Origin of the sequence: Caballeronia sp. LZ032, from assembly GCF_031451315.1 — a bacterium.
GTDB lineage: Bacteria > Pseudomonadota > Gammaproteobacteria > Burkholderiales > Burkholderiaceae > Caballeronia.
Genome location: NZ_JARUXP010000001.1, coordinates 2,320,555 through 2,339,741, shown reverse-complemented (window position 1 = coordinate 2,339,741; position 19,187 = coordinate 2,320,555). Strand labels below are relative to the sequence as shown.

The 19,187-nt window shown below is 60.2% G+C and carries 18 protein-coding genes and 1 other RNA gene; 9 read left to right on the top strand and 10 right to left on the bottom strand.

Going from position 1 to position 19,187, the window contains the following annotated elements:
- Nucleotide 1: 1 nt before the first annotated feature.
- Nucleotides 2-1,465, bottom strand: a complete 1,464-nt coding sequence (locus QCE69_RS10975) for a DNA polymerase Y family protein (protein ID WP_309930671.1) — start codon at nucleotides 1,463-1,465, stop codon at nucleotides 2-4.
- A complete protein-coding gene (gene imuA / locus QCE69_RS10970) occupies nucleotides 1,389-2,102 on the bottom strand; it encodes a translesion DNA synthesis-associated protein ImuA (RefSeq protein ID WP_309930669.1) in 714 nt (237 codons plus the stop codon). Before imuA ends, QCE69_RS10975 begins: the two co-directional genes overlap by 77 nt.
- A 506-nt stretch (nucleotides 2,103-2,608) precedes the next feature.
- Here imuA and QCE69_RS10965 point away from each other — a divergent pair.
- The 4 genes from QCE69_RS10965 to QCE69_RS10950 all read left to right on the top strand — a co-directional run bounded on the left by QCE69_RS10965 (nucleotide 2,609) and on the right by QCE69_RS10950 (nucleotide 8,884).
- Nucleotides 2,609-2,965 carry a hypothetical protein gene (locus QCE69_RS10965; RefSeq protein WP_309930667.1) on the top strand — a complete coding sequence of 119 codons (357 nt, stop codon included), beginning with the start codon at nucleotides 2,609-2,611 and terminating at the stop codon, nucleotides 2,963-2,965.
- Nucleotides 2,966-3,003: 38 nt separating this feature from the next.
- Nucleotides 3,004-3,963 (top strand): SOS response-associated peptidase family protein, encoded by a 960-nt coding sequence (locus tag QCE69_RS10960; protein WP_309930666.1) that lies wholly within the window; start codon nucleotides 3,004-3,006, stop codon nucleotides 3,961-3,963.
- 608 nt (nucleotides 3,964-4,571) lie between these two features.
- A complete protein-coding gene (locus QCE69_RS10955; protein WP_309930663.1) occupies nucleotides 4,572-8,000 on the top strand; it encodes a hypothetical protein in 3,429 nt (1,142 codons plus the stop codon).
- Nucleotides 7,997-8,884: a hypothetical protein gene (locus QCE69_RS10950; protein ID WP_309930662.1), complete on the top strand. Its 888-nt coding sequence runs from the start codon at nucleotides 7,997-7,999 to the stop codon at nucleotides 8,882-8,884. The genes QCE69_RS10955 and QCE69_RS10950 overlap by 4 nt, the downstream gene beginning before the upstream one ends.
- A gap of 659 nt (nucleotides 8,885-9,543) precedes the next feature.
- Here the strand turns inward: QCE69_RS10950 and QCE69_RS10945 are convergent.
- Entirely contained in the window at nucleotides 9,544-9,837 is a 294-nt protein-coding gene (locus QCE69_RS10945; RefSeq protein ID WP_309931626.1) for a HigA family addiction module antitoxin, read from the bottom strand.
- Nucleotides 9,838-10,875: 1,038 nt separating this feature from the next.
- On the opposite strand from QCE69_RS10945, the gene QCE69_RS39520 reads away from it, so the two are divergent.
- The 5 genes from QCE69_RS39520 to QCE69_RS10925 all read left to right on the top strand — a co-directional run bounded on the left by QCE69_RS39520 (nucleotide 10,876) and on the right by QCE69_RS10925 (nucleotide 13,870).
- A complete protein-coding gene (locus QCE69_RS39520) occupies nucleotides 10,876-11,094 on the top strand; it encodes a helix-turn-helix transcriptional regulator (protein ID WP_409021180.1) in 219 nt (72 codons plus the stop codon).
- Nucleotides 11,091-11,549 carry a hypothetical protein gene (locus QCE69_RS10940; RefSeq protein WP_309930660.1) on the top strand — a complete coding sequence of 153 codons (459 nt, stop codon included), beginning with the start codon at nucleotides 11,091-11,093 and terminating at the stop codon, nucleotides 11,547-11,549. The genes QCE69_RS39520 and QCE69_RS10940 overlap by 4 nt, the downstream gene beginning before the upstream one ends.
- Nucleotides 11,546-11,800 (top strand): hypothetical protein, encoded by a 255-nt coding sequence (locus QCE69_RS10935; RefSeq protein WP_309930659.1) that lies wholly within the window; start codon nucleotides 11,546-11,548, stop codon nucleotides 11,798-11,800. The genes QCE69_RS10940 and QCE69_RS10935 overlap by 4 nt, the downstream gene beginning before the upstream one ends.
- A gap of 4 nt (nucleotides 11,801-11,804) precedes the next feature.
- A complete protein-coding gene (locus QCE69_RS10930; RefSeq protein ID WP_309930658.1) occupies nucleotides 11,805-12,311 on the top strand; it encodes a hypothetical protein in 507 nt (168 codons plus the stop codon).
- A gap of 80 nt (nucleotides 12,312-12,391) precedes the next feature.
- Nucleotides 12,392-13,870, top strand: a complete 1,479-nt coding sequence (locus QCE69_RS10925) for a hypothetical protein (protein ID WP_309930656.1) — start codon at nucleotides 12,392-12,394, stop codon at nucleotides 13,868-13,870.
- Nucleotides 13,871-13,996: 126 nt separating this feature from the next.
- Here QCE69_RS10925 and QCE69_RS10920 read toward each other — a convergent pair whose 3' ends face one another.
- The 7 genes from QCE69_RS10920 to ompA all read right to left on the bottom strand — a co-directional run bounded on the left by QCE69_RS10920 (nucleotide 13,997) and on the right by ompA (nucleotide 19,099).
- A complete protein-coding gene (locus QCE69_RS10920; RefSeq protein ID WP_309930655.1) occupies nucleotides 13,997-14,422 on the bottom strand; it encodes a DUF29 domain-containing protein in 426 nt (141 codons plus the stop codon).
- Nucleotides 14,419-14,577, bottom strand: a complete 159-nt coding sequence (locus QCE69_RS10915) for a hypothetical protein (protein WP_309930654.1) — start codon at nucleotides 14,575-14,577, stop codon at nucleotides 14,419-14,421. Before QCE69_RS10915 ends, QCE69_RS10920 begins: the two co-directional genes overlap by 4 nt.
- A 320-nt stretch (nucleotides 14,578-14,897) precedes the next feature.
- Nucleotides 14,898-16,142 (bottom strand): phage integrase central domain-containing protein, encoded by a 1,245-nt coding sequence (locus QCE69_RS10910; protein ID WP_309930653.1) that lies wholly within the window; start codon nucleotides 16,140-16,142, stop codon nucleotides 14,898-14,900.
- A 165-nt stretch (nucleotides 16,143-16,307) separates the two neighbouring features.
- Nucleotides 16,308-16,666, bottom strand: a transfer-messenger RNA (tmRNA) gene (gene ssrA / locus QCE69_RS10905).
- Between the two features lie 90 nt (nucleotides 16,667-16,756).
- On the bottom strand, nucleotides 16,757-17,521 hold the full coding sequence (gene gph / locus QCE69_RS10900; protein WP_309809321.1) for a phosphoglycolate phosphatase: 765 nt from the start codon (nucleotides 17,519-17,521) through the stop codon (nucleotides 16,757-16,759).
- 4 nt (nucleotides 17,522-17,525) lie between these two features.
- A complete protein-coding gene (gene ubiG, locus QCE69_RS10895; protein WP_309902286.1) occupies nucleotides 17,526-18,224 on the bottom strand; it encodes a bifunctional 2-polyprenyl-6-hydroxyphenol methylase/3-demethylubiquinol 3-O-methyltransferase UbiG in 699 nt (232 codons plus the stop codon).
- A gap of 212 nt (nucleotides 18,225-18,436) precedes the next feature.
- Nucleotides 18,437-19,099: an outer membrane protein OmpA gene (gene ompA, locus QCE69_RS10890; RefSeq protein WP_309809318.1), complete on the bottom strand. Its 663-nt coding sequence runs from the start codon at nucleotides 19,097-19,099 to the stop codon at nucleotides 18,437-18,439.
- Nucleotides 19,100-19,187: the final 88 nt, after the last annotated feature.

Genomic DNA, 19,187 nt, shown 5'->3' with positions numbered 1-19,187 from the left:
ATTATCCAAACAGCCCGTGAAGGAACCAGCGGACTTCTTCCGTCTTCACGCTCGGTCGTTCACGGTAGATCCAGTAGCAGCTTTTATCCGAGGCCTCGGCGACATAGTAGTCGCGCGACACCAGTTCACCGTCGTGCCACCCGGCCTCAATGCGCTCGCCCGTCGAGACGAGTTTGAGGGGTGACCCGTAGAACGGTCGGTGATGCTTGATCATTAGCCGCACGGGCACGTCAAGCAGCCACGCTGGCCGTGGAAGTTCGGCCGGAGGAGGGCATGCTTTCGTTGCCGCCTGCACTGGCACCCATTGATTCGCGTGTTCGGGACGATGATCCGAAGTCGGTGCGGGTCGCAGGACGTTCTCGGCCCCCAGGCGCGCGACCAGCAGTTCGAGCAAGCGATTGTGATCTTGAGCCGATCCGCCGGGCTCAGGGAACAGCGAGTCGCTCGGCGGCTCTGCCGGCTCCACTTTCGATGCTGTCAGGCGCAGGGCAATAACGGCTGCCTCAAGTTCGATGCGCCCGAGGCGTTCCTTCAACAGACGAACGAGATGCTCTTCCTGCCATGTCGGTTCGGCAAGCGCAATATCGATCGTCGTCGGCTCGATCGCCTGACGGCCGCGTTCATGTTCGAGCGTGATTGTCGCCTGCGTGAGCGCGAGCTGCTGCGCGCTCAACCAACCGCACAACTGCACGATCAGCCGTCGCGCGGAAAATAGAACGGCTTCGGCGTGCTCGACGCGATCAGGCAACTCGGTGCGCGCGCTGAACGAAGGCGGCAGCTCCAGCCACTCGTAGAGTTCCGGTGACAGGCCATAGGCGCGGTCAAGCGAATCCAGTAAATCCACACCGCACCTCTTTTTAAGTCCTGCCCGTGGCAGGCGGCGAACATCGTTGAGCACTTGGCAACCAAGGCCGTTGAACCATTCCCCGAAAGACCGAACTTCGGGGACGACCATGAAAGGAAGCTCCCCGAGACTGCGTTCAAGCGAGGCCATTTTGAGTACCCGCCGGCGGCCGCGTTTGGCGAGAAGCCACGCGCCTTGGCCCGTAGGCGCGACGCTCATGCGCGCGGTCACGCCGATGGTGTTGACCGTCTCTCGGATCTGTCGGCAAACGTGTCGGATGCCGCCGAACAGACGCAGACTTGCGGTCACGTCCACGACAATCGTTTCTTCTTCCCGCACCGCTACCTGAGGCGAAAAGCGCAGCAGCGCGAACGCGACTTCGCGTTGCACATCAAGTTCGCGCGTGGGACTGCGGTCGTACATCAACGCATCCACCGCGAGCGTCGTGACGCCACCGCGCTTCATGCCTACCATTACCCCTGCCTCTCTTGCCACCTGATCAAGCACAATGACCTTGTCACGTTCGAGCACTACACAGCCGTGTTCAGCCCGAGGCGAGTACCTCGGCCGAAATACCTCCAGCGAAAGCCGGGGCAGGAAGATGGCGACGAACACGGCCATGAGGGCTGAGCAGAATCGGTGAAGGTTGAAGGTGGATGGACAGTTGGTCGGTGCGGGTAGGTCCTCGTCTCTTGATCACGTCGACGACGATTCCGCCATCGGCCGGCCGTACACCGAGCCGTAACGTCGCAGGCGATGAATCTTGGGCGGCGGAAAGCGGTCGGACCAGAATCAGGAGGGTTTCCGTTGCTTGTGCCGCCAGATGCAAACGCCGCAATGCCTCAGACCGGATATGGTGCTGCCAGACGAGCAGTGCACCGCAACTTCGGGCGTTCAATACGCGCTCGGCGCACCAAAGGGCGTCCGCTGTCTTGGGCGCGCGCAACATCATGAGCTTGTCCAGCGGCACGCCCAGATAGGCGAACGCCAAGCTGTTCGGTATGTGCGGCGCCTGTAAAAGGGCGACTGGCCGCTTGCTCGAGGCGACGAGTGCAGGGTTGAGCAAGCGCATCTCCCCGATGCCTGGCTGTTGCACCAGTAATTCAACCAGCGCGCCAACCGGCCAACCACCGCCGGGCAATTCCGCTGATAGCGCGGCGTAGCCGGTGTCGATGGTTTTGCCATAGGCACGCGCGAGCTGAGACCCACGCCAAAGCGCCGGGTGAATCGACTCGATGTGTTCAGGCAAAGCGGGCATGATCGGTAATAGAGGGGCGTGAAAACACTGTATAAACGTACAGTATCGAGTGTAGCGCAGAAATGGGAGCAGTGATCCGCACCTTTTTATGTAGCCGCGGAAACTTGATTTCTATGCTTGCTCCGAGACACGGACGCCCGAGGTCGACGACCTCGTCGCCAAGTGTGCGAGACGTCTGCCGACGTGACGATTGCTGAGGCTGCGGCCTATGGAAAAGTCGGCGAGCCTTCTTTGCAAGAGAATGGCTAACCCGTGGGTACAGGGTTGCCCGACAAGGTCAAACCATTGTCGGGCTGACGACAGTGTGGGACCGGCACTACTCGCCTGATGGAATCGATCGCGCGCTGGAGCGGAGTTGCCTGCAGCGCGCCGTCGATCTAGGTCGTTGAAAGTGTGTAAGCCGACCGCACTTGCCTACAAGCGGGCAGTGGAAACGGCCGATCTCGCGAGGTGGCGAACGGAGCCGACGAAGGCGGCTAGTATGTTAAGAACCCACGAGGAGCGCCATGGATCTACCCGATATTGACGAGCTGAATGGCGCGCGGGCCGACCTCTTGTGCTTTCTGGTGGCGACGCTTGCCGCCTCGCATGCGCTGACACAGGAGTGGCGGGTGGATCACGCCGTGGATAGCTGCCGCATTTGGCTCAAGCGAAACCTCGTTACGATGAGCTGGCCTGAGCGCGTGCGCATCGGACAGTTGGCCCTCAAAATTGCCCGCCGTGATCTGAAGAGCGCGGGGATCGCCCTCCGTCAGTCCGATGTGCCAATGCTCTTCACTGGCGACATGGGGTTAAACCATGCGAGCACGGTGGTCCAGAAGATGATGAAGCTGTGCCGCGAAGCAACCGGCACGGCAACATAGACGATCAGGCGAACAGCTAAACCTTACAGGAGGCGGCAGTGTGCTACTCGGCGCAGATCCAGGCGGACTATCGACGCTACGTGAAGATGTTTGGCGCACAGATGGATGTCCGCGAGTTCGCGCGCCTGTTCTGGGAACGCGCCGAAGGCAGCAAAGCCAAGATCCCCAAAGCGATGGAGGACGCCTTTCTTCATCCAGAAAACGACGACGAACGCCAGATCAAGGAATTCATCGATCGTTTCAACACAGGGCAGGCGAACACGCTCGAACAGAATCTTTTCAAGCAGCGCACCCGCCTCGCTGATGCTGAGCGTGCGTTACAGACCAAGGTCACGAAAGCGGCGACAGAAAGCCGCCGTATCGCCACCGATAAGATTGATTCCGCTCTTCGTCGGCTCGACGACCTGCGGCGCACAACACCCAAGGATCGCGACTCCCGAATCTTTCCCGGACACTATGCGCCGGTGCTGATCATCGAAAACGGGCAGTACGTCGTGAAGCCGATGCGCTACCAATGTCGTATCGCGGGCAAGCCCGAGAACTATGATCGGCGCTTCCCCGGCACGTATAACGCCCGTCGGGATAACCTTGAAGGGTTCTGGAAGCCATGCTTTGGCCATACGCACGGCATCATGCTGGTGGACGTGTTCTATGAAAACGTCAGCAAGGCCAAGATGGAAGGCACGCTCCTGGAATCGCATGAGCAGGACGAGAATGTTGTACTGGAATTCCGTCCGAACAGCGGCCAGTTGATGCACGCCGCCTGCCTTTGGTCGCGATGGACTGCGCCTGGGGAGCCTGATTTACTCTCCTTCGCCGCGATCACCGATGAACCGCCGCCTGAGGTCGAAGCGGCCGGCCATGACCGTTGTATCGTCCCAATCAAGGCGGAAGACATCGAGGCATGGCTGAGCCCAGGCAGGTCCGATCTCGAAGCGATGTATGCCATTCTTGATGATCGCGACCGGCCATATTATGAGCACCGTCTCGCTGCGTAAACGTTTCTTCTTGCGTCGAGCCCATCGGTGACAGAGTGTCGGGGAACGGAATTTGTTGGACTAGCGCACGGTTAGTTAGACGCGAAAGCACGGAATGGCTTGGACTATCCCGAATCAGCAGCGCTAGCTGGCAAAGCGGGGCTGTCGCGTGAGTCGACGGGCACGTCACGGCCAGAAACAGCGGTTCGGGCACCGACGACGAGCGACCGCAATGAGGTACTTATCCGTCAGCGATTGACGGCATCGTGAGTTTCGGGAGAGCGCCGCGGCTCGCCGCCCCTAGGTCATCGGCATCATCTGAACGACCATAGCGTTGATCGACACTACAGTATTTTCGCTCTCAAAATTGCTCGCCATCGGTGGCGTGATTGTGCTGCTAGAAATTGGGTAACAGGTGCGGCGCTAAGGGGACGCCGCCGGGATACGAACGCCGAGCGTTGCCGCAGCGGCGTGGGACTACCGCCTCTACACAATGTAACGCGATCGTCACCACGCCCTCGGCCACCACTGGTTGCCAGTAATTTGCGGACGACTCCTTGCGCACAGTGCTGGCGACCGCAGAACGCAGGGTAGACTAGTCCCCTATATCATTCTCGCGAGGAGTTGGAGTGTCTGACACGGTTCTGGAGGAGCTAGGGGACGCTGTGGCGAGTAATCGCCCCGTCGTTCTGTTCTTGGGACAGCGATATGCCAACGTGCAAGCGAAGATCGATCCAGTAGTTGCAAGAATTGAGGAGCATCTAGGAGGGGGCGATCCCGAGGCAACATGGACGACATTGCTGCAGCGGCCGTTAAGCGACGAAATCTATCCTTGGATCGTCGAGCGCTTCGAGCGCCAGGTACCCTCCGAAGCCCTTGAACAGGTGTTCGAGGTCGCGTGGAGCGCAGTCTTCACGTCGAGTATCGATCCGCGCATCGTCATGCGGCTCGAGACGCGCGGCCGGATCCCGGAGTCCGTTCTTTCCAAGGATTATTTTCCGCGAGTGCCGCGCAGTCGTGCACGTCCGGGCGTGCATTACCTGTTCGGTCGAGCCGACGAGACCGCGCTGGAAACGCGCGCGCCGCGATCGCGCAAGGACTTCCAGAAACGGCGCACGGTCCACGCAAATCCGCTGGTCAACCGCATTCCCGAGACCACGACCTCGCTCGGCCTGCTTGTGGTCGCAGGTTTTCACACTGACGACTGGCTCTCGGTCGACGAATTGCTCGCTCCCCTGTCGGAGCAGCCAGGGATGCGCATCCTCTGGTTCCTCGCGCACCAAGAGCCGCCGCAGTCCGAGCTCTTTGACGACCTCGTCGCGAGCGGCAACCTGGTCACCGACGAGCGCACTCTCGAGGAGGTGGTGCTCGACTTCGAGATCGCGTCCAGGCCACACCAGGCTGGACAGGCGATCTTCCAGCCAGACTCCGGCACCATCATGCTGGGCTCCGACAAGTTCCTGCGCCTCACTGCGAACCTCCGGCTGCGCATCGAGGCTGCGGCCGCCATCGTGGATGACACATGGACGGATCCGCCAGAGCCGCTTGACAAGCTGCAATTGGAGGAAGCCTTCTGCCGATTCCACGGCGATTTGGTCGGAGCGCGTGGTCTTGTGGAGGGCGTAGCGAGGGGGTTCTCGATCGAGCGAGATTTCGAGAAGTCGCTCTGGAGCCAAGTGGAGCAGTTGGTGCAGCGGCCAGGGCATGACGAGAGCCTCATCGTCATCCACGGGCAGTCGGGTATGGGCAAGAGTCTGGCCGTCGCTCGTCTAGCGTGCACGCTGCGCAGCCGGTTGCAACTGCCAGTGCTGTACTCTTGGGCGCGCGTGCCGCTGGCGATGGAACTGGACGACTTCTGCGAAGCGGCGGAACGCAGCGGGGCTGACTGCACGGTTATTCTGTGCGATTGTAATTCCGAAGTACGCCGCTACCGTGACTTGATGGATGGGCTGAAGAGCCGAGGCCGGCGCGTGATCATCGTCGGCACCTGCTATCGGCTGGATCTCAGCGGCACCAAGTCGAACAAGAATTATCCTGAGGCGCTGGCGACTTTGAGTCCGCACGAGGCCGCGGAAATTAAGTCGCTGATCGCCCGGTTCGATGCGAACGAGGGGATTGATTATCAGCGAGCTGGCTCCCAAGTGTTGCCCATGCTGTACCGCTACTTGGCAGTCAGTCGAGCGCGCATCGTTGGGGGCATCAACGACGAGGCGCGAGCGACGGAGGAGTTGATCCGCCTGCGAGCCAGAAGCGTCCCGCGTCCGCAGCGGATGCAGTCGCAACTTGCGCAGAAGCTGATCGAGGCCGGGCGGGCGGGGAGCGACATGAAAATCTTCGAGTCCGACGAGACGCTCGCGGCGGAGGGCGAAGATGCGGCTGGTCGTTTCGTCGATTACGTGATGGTTGCCGGACGGTTGGACTGCCCTATTCCCGTCAACCTGCTGCTGCGCGCTATTCGTAGCGTCGACGAAAACCTCGACTACGCCCAGATCTTGTACATGTTCGACCGGTTGGACCTATTTCGCTGGAAGATGGCCGACGGCGAGGGCAACGATCTACTAGTGTTTCCGCGATTGCAGCTCGAGGCCGAGCTGATCTGCGCCCGGCGCTTGGGCGGCACCTCGCGCGAGGTGAGTTACATCGTCGAATTGATTTGCGCCACTAGGCTCTCCAGCGTAGACGGGGCGGCGGAACGCGATTTCCTGCTCGACTTGCTGCACAAGATGCATCGAGACGGACCGAGGCTTAACAAATACCAGAAGGGCTATCTGGATTTCGCGCGCGCATTGACAACACTGCGCACGCGTCACAACGTGCATGATGCCAGTCTGATGCTCCAGGAGTCGGCGTTCCGACGCGAATCCATCTTCATCTCAGACGGCACCTCAGATCCAGATGAGCGCGTCCTCGATGAGGAGCGCGATGTGATCCTCGAGGAGGCACGCGATGTGATCGAGATCGCGTTGAAAGACATCGCCAACGGCAAGCTGCCCGCGGGCAGGCGGACGCGGAAGAATCTGTCCGTCGAGCGCGCGACAATCTACTGCTACCAAGCGTGTGGGCTAGCGCGGCGAAAGGCAAATGCCGAACAGATCATGTCGTACTATGGCGCAGCCCGGGTGGCCATCACGGCCGCGGCTTCAACGGGCAACAGCTACCATCCATTCGACATTGCGATCTGGGCGCCCGCGCTGATCGTGAAAGAAAACGTGCTGTCCGATCAGCAGAAGCAGGAATTGCTCGCAGACATCTATTCCACGTTCGACAGCTTCAGCGCGGACGTCAACCTGTGGCGCTACCGCGCCGATTTCGAGGAACGGCGCATGAAGGTCGCGCAAGTGCTGCGCGACAACGAGCTCGAGGACAGCTCGTTCGAGGCGCTCGAACGGCTCAAGCCCGCAGTGGCCTATTATCTGCGGGCTCGCTCGATCTGCCCGGACGCGCTGGACGCGACACGTGCAGTGGACGCGGAGATCAGGAAGCAATCCGACGAGGCAGCTACCTATCTCGAGGATCGCTACGAACATATAGCCCATGACCTGCGAGGCCTCCAGTTGCTGATCCAATTGCGATGGCTGGCGATGTCAGGCGAACGGCTAATGCGACACGATCGAAGCGTCATTCCCCAAGATATCTCTTTCCAGGGGAAGATTTTGAAATACGTTCGGACTTTGAACGAGTTGGCTGGGAGCGGGGCATCGAACGTTTACCGCCTGCTCGAGGCGGCGCTACAATGGATCGTGGGCGATTCTTCGCTGGCCCGCGAGCAATTCAACGAACTGGCCCGCGATTCGAACTTCGAGGACAGCTCGCGCGTAGTGCGCCGTTTGTTGCTGGTCAGCGAGGATCCTGATGGGTATCGAGGCACTGCGGATCGCCTGCGCAAGGAAGGCAATTGGTCCGTCTCGGTGAAGAATTTTTCCGGGAAGATCGACCTTGAGGTCCGTCAATTTAGCAACGAGGACCTGCGAAAGGGGCGAGAATTGCGGGGATTCAATATCGCGTTTAATTTCCTCGGGCCGATCGCCGATCCGATCCGCATCGGGGCCAAGTCATGACGTTCGGGACTCTGTATTCGGAATTGAACATCCTTCGGCGCAGGCTCGCAGGGCACGTGAAGCCGGCGTTGCCAGAGATCACGGTCGAAGCGCCGAGAGGCGATGCCGACGAACTATCCTTTATTCGGCTTGTCGCATGGGGCTACGTTATGCTCAATGAGACGGCACGTGTTCCGCTCGGGTTTCTGAAGTCGTTACCGCCCTGGAGCACGGCGACCGCCTTGCTCCCGAACGTCGGCGCGCTGCGAACGGCTATGAGCCACAACCTAGCGTTCGACAGCACGCGAGACGTAAAGACCATGCGCGTTGCGTCGGACTGGTATTCGAAGTCGTGCGGTGTCGGCTCCCCCAATTCCGAGAGTCACTGGAAGGCTTGTTTCGACGCGCTGCTGAGGGAGTTGTTAGAGGTCTTAGCGCTTGCAATCCGGGCCTGCGACCAACTCACCGATCCAACCGACGGTGCGCGCCTCGTCGCAGAGCTCCAGCTCCGCTTAAATCGCGAGTGGCCCGGGCATCGTTTCGACCCCTACGTCGACCGCGCCGTCGAGAAGTTCGGCTATGGCCTGAATCCCGTCGATGTGCGCGGGTTGCAGCTCACTGCTTGGCGAAAGGTGTTGGCCGCCGCGCGCGAAGACCAGATCGACCGGGTACTGACCCAGCGGATCGAGGCCGATATCCTTGATTACATGTGCCACGCGCTGCCGGCTCCGGCGGATGAGATCGCCCAATTACTGTGCTACGACGACAAGGCCGCCTTGGCCGCGGCGCTGCTGGCATTGCGCGGAGCGGGACCCGACGCAGCAAGAAACGTCCTTGACCGACTGCGCGATCTGTCGAGCGCTGGGGCGGTCCCAACAACTCCAGTGACGAATGTAGCGAGCTGATCGCGCTGGGGTGCCGCACTCGATGGCCGTGTCGCAGAAAGGTCGAGGCAACTGAGACAGGCCAAAGCCTCGAAATGCTGCCCTCTTCGCTAGAGAGGCGCGCGCATGAGCACCGCGACTGTTAGCGGGGCGCCCGGAACAGTCTTCGGCGCGCTTGGTGCGAGAGCGCCGGAATCACTGCTTCACGAGACCGAATCGAGAGGTCTGGCTTCGGCTTAGAGTGACACCGACCGCCGCAAAGCGGACGTTGACAAACCGAGCACGAATGGCCGTAACGGGTCGAATTCGGTCGCCAAGTTTTCGTCAGCCTAGACTTGTTTGTGATGGCGCACCCCGACCTTACGCCCAAGGATGCATCTGATTCCAATCAAGTGTTACCGAAAAGGGACTAGGACCACCGCAAGTTGTCGGTGATAATTTTCCCAAGATCGGTTACTAGTAGTCGGGAAGCCAAGGTCAGAACACAACCATCATTTTGTTCGAACCGTCACCACTCACCAAGGACGCACCTTTCGAGGGGACGGCCAACGTGTGACGTCGGAAACTGGATAGAGGCGTTACCGCGTTAAAACTTTGCTCGATCGCTCTTGCTCGGAAATTGGCTTTGCCTCCGTTGCTGCTGAGAGTACTGGCCGGTCGAGCATACATTCGGGCTATGATCAATCATTTTTCTCCTTGCGCGGCATTATCTCGCGATCGATTTTCGCACCAACCTTGTTCCGCGCTACCTTCAGATCGAACGTCTGCTGCATGTTCAGCCATGACTGTGCATCGCCACCAAAGTAGCGGGCGAGGCGCAGGGCGGTGTCAGGCGTCACGCCTCGTTCTTCTCGCACAATCTGATTTATGCGGTTCGGGCTCACTTGCAGTGATTTAGCGAGTGCGTTGACGCTAATTTCCAAATGCACAAGATACTCCTCGCGCAGGACTTCACCAGGGTGAATTAGACGCATGCCATTGACGGGTAATGGGGCACCGACGCTTCTGTTCGACTCTGTCGTATCCAGACCCTGAATGGAGATTTCGTATGTGGTTGCTGTCGCCTTCAAGATTCTATGTGCTCTTTTGCGTACGGTGTGTTTGGCGATCGCGCAACTGTCGCGATTGCCCACGCATTGGGAACTGTGCCGGTACTCGTCACGGAGTTTGATCACACCTAGTCAGCAAGCTGATTTTCGACGTACCGGTCAAAAGGAAGCCAACTGTTCGCCGAAGCGAACCTCAATCATCCTCGTCCCCGGCCAGCGGCGCTCTGCTACACGGTGGGCCTCCATCAAGCCGCTACAGAGGCCGATGCCCACCTCCCAGCGCTTCCCGTCTTTCTCGAGTTCAATGCTGGCTGGGCGTAGGCAATTCCATTTCTGTGGCTGCGCGCCCTTTGCGTTCGCGCCGTGGAGTATTTCTCGCTCACGGTTGTAACAGGAGATGCATCGGGTCCCTCCAACTAGACGCATACGCCCGATGAGGCGCTTCTTCGAAGCCGCGGTATGCCCGCAGCGGACGCAGGGCAGCGCAGATGCATTTCCATTGCTCGCTCGCAGGGCGGCCCGACGCGCGAGGTTGTCGCGTTGAACGATTTTTGGTGCTTTGACATCTTGAGAAGCTGCCTTCTTTCCACGTTCCGCGTGAAGAGCGGCGCCGATCGGACAGTCAACGCACGAATCGTATCTGGCATTTTCGTAGTTGCGCGCGCATGCGCTTGTGGATATAGCGGCATGGAGGCGAGCGCATTCGAAAAGTTTTATGCCGTGAAGCTCTTTGGACTCGAGCGGGGCAATGACGGGTGTCGCGGGCGTTTTGAGGTGGCGCATTCGAGCAGGACGTGCATTTCGACGTCCCTAGCCTCGCGTCACGACAAATCCTCGAACTCGTTGCAAAAGCCGGTCATTCCTACAATGACGTGCTGAAACCCGGTGCCCCATGACACGTCATGGGTGTTCAGCGCGCGGTCGTGACGAAAACATAGAGGTATCGCAACTAGCGCTACCTCTATGCCAACACCAAAAGAAAGCCTGATCCGGCGACCGGCGGTCCTCGAGATAACGTCGCTTGCGTCGTCGACGCTCGAGCGCCTGCTTGCCACCGGTGATTTCCCAGCCGCTGTTCGCATTTCCCCCGGCACGGTCGCGTGGCGGCAGACGGAGGTCCAGCAGTGGATCAAATCCCGCCCCCGCGTCGGCCGTGGCAATGCAGAGCGGAGGCTACCGTGAGCAAAGGCGCGTTCGAACGATTGGTCAAGGCGCTTCGGGCTGAAGTCAATCCGCGCCCCCCAGCGCAGCCTGAGAATTCGCGTCGCGTTGTCTCCGTGAAGACTCCGGCAGTGCGCGCACCGGCAGCAGCAACGTCCGCGCGATCGCCTGCGGCCAAGGTCGCGGCTTTGTTGCCTGCGCAAAAGCGGATGCCTTCAGGCGCCGCGCGTGTTCTCGGACTGCCAGCAGATCCGCGCGCCTTGAAGGCAGAGCCGGCCAAGCCAGCCGGCAGTGGCTACCGCGTACGCGTTGGCGACAGCGAATTCACCGAGAAGCAAGTGCGCGAAGTGTGCCGGCAGGCGCTTGATGCCCGGCGCCTGCGTCCGAGTGATGCCACGCGAATCGAAACCATCATCAATTTCCGCGGACAGCTTCCAAGTGAGCTGATCACCAAACTCTACACATCGCAACCATGACGCAAGACCTTGAAATCCTTCGGCAGCGTCTGCGAGAGACGCTGCTTTCTGGCGCGGATACCGCGTCGCTGCGCGCCGAAATCGACAGGCGAGAGGTGGAACAACGCCGCTCTGAGGCCCAAGTCGCGCGCAGCAACGCAGAACGAACTGCGACCGTCGATGAAGCCATGTTGAGCGAAGCACGTGCGCGTGCAAACGCATCGGCCAATCGCTTGAAAAAACTCATTACACGCTTCGACCCGGAGAACTGATCCTATGGACCATATCTATAAGGCGCTGGTTAGCGCCGAAGCAGCGCACAAAGCTGCAGCAGCTGCAAACGAACAGATCGCGAACACGATCGCCGCCATCAACCAGCGTCTAGCCGAAAAAGCGCAAGCTCGTGCGCAGCTCGTCGCGGACGTTCAATCGGACAAGATTGACGAAGCGCTGGCTGCCCTGCGGCTCGCCGTTATCGACGCGGACGCCCGAGACTTGTCTGCCTTCCTAGAACAGGAGCAGCAGCGAGAAACAGAGGTCGCCTCTAATGTTGATGTGTCCGCGCGGAAATTGGAGCGTGCGAAAGCGGACGTGGCTGCCTATGAGCAGTCGCAGACGGAAAAGAAACTGGACGGCGCAATTGCCGCGCTCGAGGAAAAACTTCTGCAAGCCCTGGTGGAACGATATATCGCGAGTGGTCGAACCAATCATTCGCTTTGGAAACTCTGGGAGCCGTCACAGAGATTGGCCGATGCAGTCCGGTCCCATCGCGCTCCGATCTAACAACGAAACCACGTTTCCTACGACATTCATATTTCCGCGTCGGTCGCCCTGCCGCGCGGATCCGGGAGTGAACAGAAGCTATGCCGATCAAAACCAGAAAGCCTGGTATCCAGGTGGTTCTTCACAAGAACATTTCGCGCAAGACCACCAGCGGAAAGACGCCTGTGTCCGCCCGTTATGCGGGGCAGTCGAGTGTCGTGGATCTCACCCCTTATTTGTCCGAAAACAACCCCGTTCGCGTCTCGAAATCTGTCCGTGAGCCGTCTGGCACATTCACCTTAGCGCTCGCCGACAAGATCGACACGGACATCCTCGACTCGCTATATTCGGTCATCGAGCCGATGGATTCCATCGTCATCCGGATCTCGGCGTGGAGCGCCACGCCGGACGGCACGAACATGCCGATCATGATGCGGGGCTTCGTCTCGCAGGTGCAGCGGATGGAGGGTATGTCCGCCGATGGCAAGCCCACCCGTACTGTCGTTGTCAGCGGCCACGACTACGGGAAGATCCTGCAAATGATGCAGATCTTCTTCATGCCGAACGCGCCGGAAGACGCGGCGGCCATGATCACGAGCTTCCCGTTCTTCGCGAAGTTCGGCGACTTCGACAATGTGATGGAGACCGGGAAGTTCACGCAGGCAGTGTTCGACAAGGTTGTGAATCCGTATCTTGCAAACATGTCGAAAAATGCGGCGAGCACGGACGCGGTGATGCAAATTGCGACCGATATTCAGGTGACGGAATCGAAGGTGTCCCTCTTTGGGGTGGGCACGTTCAACGGCGCAAATGTCCACGCTCTAATTCATTCCCATGGGGATATCGGCCCCTGGAACGAATTCTTCGTCGAAGACCGTGAGAGCGGTCCAGTCGCTGTCTATCGGCCGAATCCCTTCAAGGATCCGGCGTCCGGTGACTTCCTAATGTCGGGCGTTACTGCGCCGATGGTCGTCGGGATCGACCGCAGCGCGATCGTAAGCATGACTGTGGCGCGTACGGACGCGCATGTCGCGAACTACTTCTGGGCTGATTGCCCGCGGTTCCTGACTAATTATGGTTCGACGGCACGGATGCTTGCGTACAGCAGCCCCCAGGATTCGGCTTCTTTTTACGTGACCGACTATGGGAACGTCGACCCTGCTCTCTACGGGGTGCGAAAGATGGAGGAAACGACCAATCAAGCCGGTCTTGACGAGCCGAACAACGGGAACGGCACGCAGAACGGCCCCTCCCGCAACGCAGCGCAGAATGGCGCTCTCTCCTGGATCTACAATCGCCGTCAGCAGTTGTACGACCTCAACAAGGACAACGTCGTTCTCGAGACGGGCTCGATGCGCCTGAGCGGTCGAGAGTCGATCAAGGCCGGTCGCTACCTGCGACTCACGCACGGTACGATGCAATCCGAGTACTACATCGTGGGCGTGGTGCATGACTTCACGCCCTTCGGCAGCTACTTCACCGAGGTGCAGTTTGAGCGCGGTACCGGCTTCGTTGATCGCATCAACAAGTGGTCGACGCAGCAGGCTCCGTACCATAGCGAAATGGTGACGAAGCAATAGTAGGTGGTCTTGATCTCGGGCGTGTAAGTGCGTCGTGGTAGCCGTCTCGCAAACGTGCTACGGCCCGTTCGGTCCGCGCCATCATCAGGAGCCGATGGAAGGCGGGCAAGGGCGCCGGTGAACACCTCAGGCGTCCGGGATCAGCTTCGTCATCGCCTCGTCAAAGGTCCACGGACATTCTTTGGGGAAGTCTTTCAGACCCGTGTCTGCGCTGAGCCAGCGGCACGCGTCGCCATATCCCTTCGTCAAGTACTCAGGGACGTTTGCGCGCAGGCTGGGGCTCGTGTCGATGACCGTATCGATCATCAAGCGCTGCTCGACTACCTCAGCGTACCAGTTCGGCGTGCGCCGCTCAGCCTGATATTCGTACTTCAACAGATGTTGCACGAGTAGACCAAGTCGGTGCCGCAATTCCCGGCGCGCACGGCCGCCCATGCTTTCCAGTTCCTCTGCGATGTTTTCAATATCGGCCTGATCCTGCTTTCCCTCGCGCAGCAGCCGCGCTTGCTCCAGCGCCCACCGCGCGAGGTCTTGATCGTAGCGGGTGCTCATTGTCGCCCCTCATTCCGATTGATCGACGCCTCAATGCTTTGCAGGGCGCGGTAGATCTGGATGCGGCAGCGGGCCATCCACCCCGCGTGCGGCGGGTTCTCGACCGCCAGATCCCAGTCGGTCGGCAGAATATCGTCGCCGAGCAGATCTTCCATGCCGTCGATCTCGCCTGGCTTCAGTGGTCGGCCGTCGCTCTCAGATACTCTGACCATTTTTCTCTCCCGGCATGCAACGTGTTGTTGAAATCGGATCTTGATAGGACAGACTGCTCGATCGGTTGCGCGTCACCCACTATCGAGGCTCCGGACGAAACGGACTGTTCACGCCGTCGACTCGCTCATGCTCGGCGCTAGGCGGCAGCGGCAGTGTGTCGCTCGGGGTGAGTATCACATCGTCCAACGCCTTCCTCGCGCCGGTTCGACGGCAACCAGCTGGTGCCGTCTACCATCAGCGGAATCGAGACCACCACAGTTTTTCAGCCTACGGCGGGAAGCGGCATGATCTGCGCGCTGGCCTTGAGTTGGTCGAGATAGTTGGCCCAACTTTGCATCATCTCTCGGCGCTGATCGAGAAATACGGTGCGGTCATACGCGCGGCCAAGTGGATTTTTTACGGCGTGGGCCATCTGTGCTTCGACGATCTCCGCTGGAACATGCAGCCGTTCGACCATGATTGTGCGGGCGACGGCGCGGAATCCGTGGCCGGTCATTGTCTCGCCGTCGTAACCAAGGCGCCGCAGCGCAGCATTGACCGTATTTTCGGACATTGGGCGAGTCCGTGTCCGGATGCTTGGGAAAAGGAAGTGCCCGTTGCCCGTCAGCGCATGGAGCTCGCGCAAGATTGTCACGGCTTGGCTGGACAAAGGGACAATATGTGCGCCACCGGTCGCCTTTGCCTGCTTCCGGCGCTTCATCCGCGCGCCGGGGATTTCCCACGTGCCCCCATCTAAATCAAATTCCTCCCAGCCGGCAAAGCGAAGTTCGCCGGGACGCTGGAACAGCATCGGGGCAAGGCGGAGGGCGCAGATGACGGGGAAGGAGCCGGAGTATCCGTCGATCGCGCGCAGCAGCTCGGCGACCTCTTTGGGGTCGGTGATGGCCGCCATGTGCTCTGGATGGACGGGCGGGAGTGCACCGCGAAGGTCGCCGGTGACGTCGCGTTCGGCCCGACCAGTAGCCACGGCGTAGCGGCAGACTTGCCCAACGTTGCCGCGGAGGCGGTGGGCCGTCTCAAGCGCGCCGCGCTTCTCGACTCGGCGTAGGATGTCCAGCACGTCCGGCGGTGTGATGCTTGCCATCGGTCGTCCGCCGATCCAAGGGAACGCATCGACCTCGAGGCGGCGCAAGATGCGGTTGCCATGACTGTCAGACCACGTGGAAATGTACTTGGTGTGCCACTCGCGAGCGATGGCCTCGAAGGAGTTCTCTGCGTTAAGGCGCTGTGTGCGCTTCTCCGCCTTCTTTGCCTCACTGGGGTCGATGCCGGTCGCGAGCCTTTCACGCGCAGATGCTCGCCGGCGGCGGGCCTCTGCAAGCGATATCTCGGGATACTGGCCGAGACTCAGGGTTTTGTCCTTGCCCCCGAAACGGTAGTTCATTCGCCATAACTTGCCGCCCGAGACTGTGAGCTGCAGATACATGCGGTCGCCATCGGTCAGGCGATTGCCTTTGCCATCAGGGTTGTAGCGTGCGTTTTTGGCCTGCAGTTCGGTCAGTGCCATGATGGTGGTATCGGTCGGAAGTAGTTGTCTAATACCACCGAGAATAACACCCCTGAACGCTGGTTTCGATGGGATGCCTTGGAATCAACGGGGAAACAAAAAACCCGCACAGCGTTGGCTGTAGCGGGTTTTCTGTACTTCTCGGGAACATTTGAGAATAGTAATTGGTGGAGGCGGCGGGAATCGAACCCGCGTCCAGAAGCGCTCTACGAACAGTTCTACATACTTAGTTCTGTCATTTGATTTAACTGCCACGACGCGGACGAACACGCTGCGTGACGGCGATTCACTAAATTTTCGACCTTGGCGTCGTGACGCCGCAAAGGCTTATCTGACGTATATGACCTCTCGTGGTATTGCTACCCTAACCCGTCAGCGAATTAGTGAGAGGACGGCTAGCCCTTAGGCTGCCAGTGCGAACGTATCGTCGTTTGCAGTTACGTTTTTCCCATTGATTAACGAGGTGACGGGTCCTCGGTATGCCCTGACCGCTTCACAACCCCTGTCGAAACCAGGTCGCCCCCGAAACGGAACGGTGATTATCCCACGAAACACCAGATGGGGCGAACCGCAGGATTCTCAAGCCGCGCTTTCGGCCGCTTTTCAGCGCTCTCTCAACCGATATCGCGCAGCAACTGCTGCAGCTCTTCCGGCGTGTCCACCACATGGTTGGCATGCCAGCGACGCGGCGGAATGTCGTCGCCGCAATAGCCGTAGGCCGCCGCGACCGTGATCATGCCGGCCGCGAAGCCCGCCTGCACGTCGCGGAGATCGTCGCCGACATAGACGATGCGTTCCGGCGCGACATCGAGCAATTCGGCCGCGTGCAGCAGCGGCGCCGGATGGGGCTTCGAATGCGGCGTCGTGTCGCCGCAGACGAGGCAGCCGGCGCGCGCGTCCAGTCCGAGCAGCGCAACGAGCGGCTCGGACAGCCGCGTCACCTTGTTCGTGACGATGCCCCAGCGCACGCCGCGGGCATCGAGCTGGTCGAGCAGTTCGAGGATGCCGGGAAAGAGCGTCGTCTCGATACACAAATCGGCTTCGTAGTTGGCGAGGAATTCGTCGCGCATCGCCGCGAAGTCGTGATGTTCCGGGCCAATCTCGAACGCGCCGCCCAGCAGCCCACGCGCACCCGCCGACGCAAACGGCCGCAGCAGCTCCAGCGGCCGCATTTCGAGGCCGCGGTCGTGACGCATCTTGTTGACGGCCGCGACGAGGTCGGGCGCGGTGTCGGCGAGGGTGCCGTCGAGATCGAACAGCACGGCCTGGCAGAGCCCGAGGCCGTCCCGCTCGGCGACGCGCTGGGGCAGGGGCGTGGGGTCGTCCGGCAATGGCTGGGTGTCGAGGGTACCCGTAACGAGGGGATCTTCTGGGTTCATGGCGTCAGGCTTCGCGGCGGCAAGCCATCATGTAGTTGATGCTCGTGTCGTTCGACAATCCGAAGTGCTTCGAGATCGGCCGATAGGTGATGCCCTTGATATCCACGGGCAGCAGCGATGCCGTTCGCGCGAAGGTCGCGAGTTCCGACGGCTTGATGAAGCGCGCGTAATCATGCGTGCCGCGCGGCAGCATGCGCGCGATGTATTCGGCCCCGATGACGGCGAACAGGTAGGCCTTCGCGTTGCGGTTGAGCGTGGAGAAGAACACCCAGCCGCCCGGCTTCACGAGCGTGGCGCACGCGGCCACGGTGCCGGCGGGATTCGGCACGTGCTCGAGCATTTCCATGCAGGTGACGACGTCGTAGGAGGCCGGCTCGCGCGCGGCGAGCGCCTCCGCCGAAATCTCCTCATAGGCGACTTCGACACCGCTTTCGAGGCTATGCAGGTCCGCGACGCCCAACGCGCTCGACGAAAGATCGATGCCCTTGACGCTGGCGCCGCGCGTGGCCATCGATTCCGACAAAATGCCGCCGCCGCAGCCGATATCCACCACGCGCTTGCTCATCAGGTGGGCGTGGGCGTCGATCCAGTCGAGACGGACCGGGTTCAGCTCGTGCAGCGGCTTGAACTCGGCGTTCGGGTCCCACCAGCGATGCGCGAGCTCGCTGAATTTCTGTAGTTCGTGGGGATCGACATTGGTCATGTTGGGAATTGCCCTGGATTGAGTCGTGAAACGCTCGGTTATCGATTAGGCCGAGTATATAGGCGTCTCCGAAGGCGGGCAAAAAGGGGCCGGCCCGGGATTGCCGGGAAGGGTGAATCCGCCGTGTCCAGGACATGCCCAGGGACACGCGAAAAGACATAAAAAAACCCCCGCCGAGGCGGGGGTTTGATCTGCGGTAATCCGACTCGCGATTACTGCTGCGGCTGACGCGTCGTGCCGACAACTTCGACTTCCACGCGACGATCCGGCGCGAGGCAGGCGATGAGTTGCTTGCGGTTCTTCTGCTGGCACTTGCCGCCCGTGACCGGGTCACGCTTGCCCTTGCCTTCCGTGTAGATACGGTTGGATTCGATGCCCTTGCTGACCAGGTAAGCCTTGACAGCTTGCGCACGGCGCAGCGACAGACGGTTGTTGTACGCGTCCGAACCGATGCGGTCCGTGTAACCCGTTGCAACCACGACTTCGAGGTTCAGCGCGCCGATCTTCGATGCCAGATCGTCGAGCTGTTGCTTGCCGGCCGGCTTCAGGACTGCCTTGTCGAAGTCGAACAGGGCGTCAGCCTGGTAGGTAACCTTTTGCGACTGGATGACCGGGGGCGGCGGAGCGACCGGTGCCGGCGGCGTCGGTGCTTGCGCGACCAGCGCGCCATCGCACTTTGCGTTTGCCGTAGCCGGGGTCCAGAATGCATCGCGCCAGCACAGTTCGTTCGTGCCGTTCATCCACACATACTCGCCCGTGCCGTTCACCCAGTTGTCATTCACTGCTTGTCGCGAGGCCGGCACCGACTGTGCCGAGGCCGATGCAGCCATAACTGCGGTAGCTGCAATGAACGCGAGCTTTGAAAGTTTATTCATATTTCTCCTCTCGAAATTGAGATTACCGCAGGTTTACTGCGAGCCTGTAGACGAAGACAAGTCATACATTGCTCGAAGTATAACATTC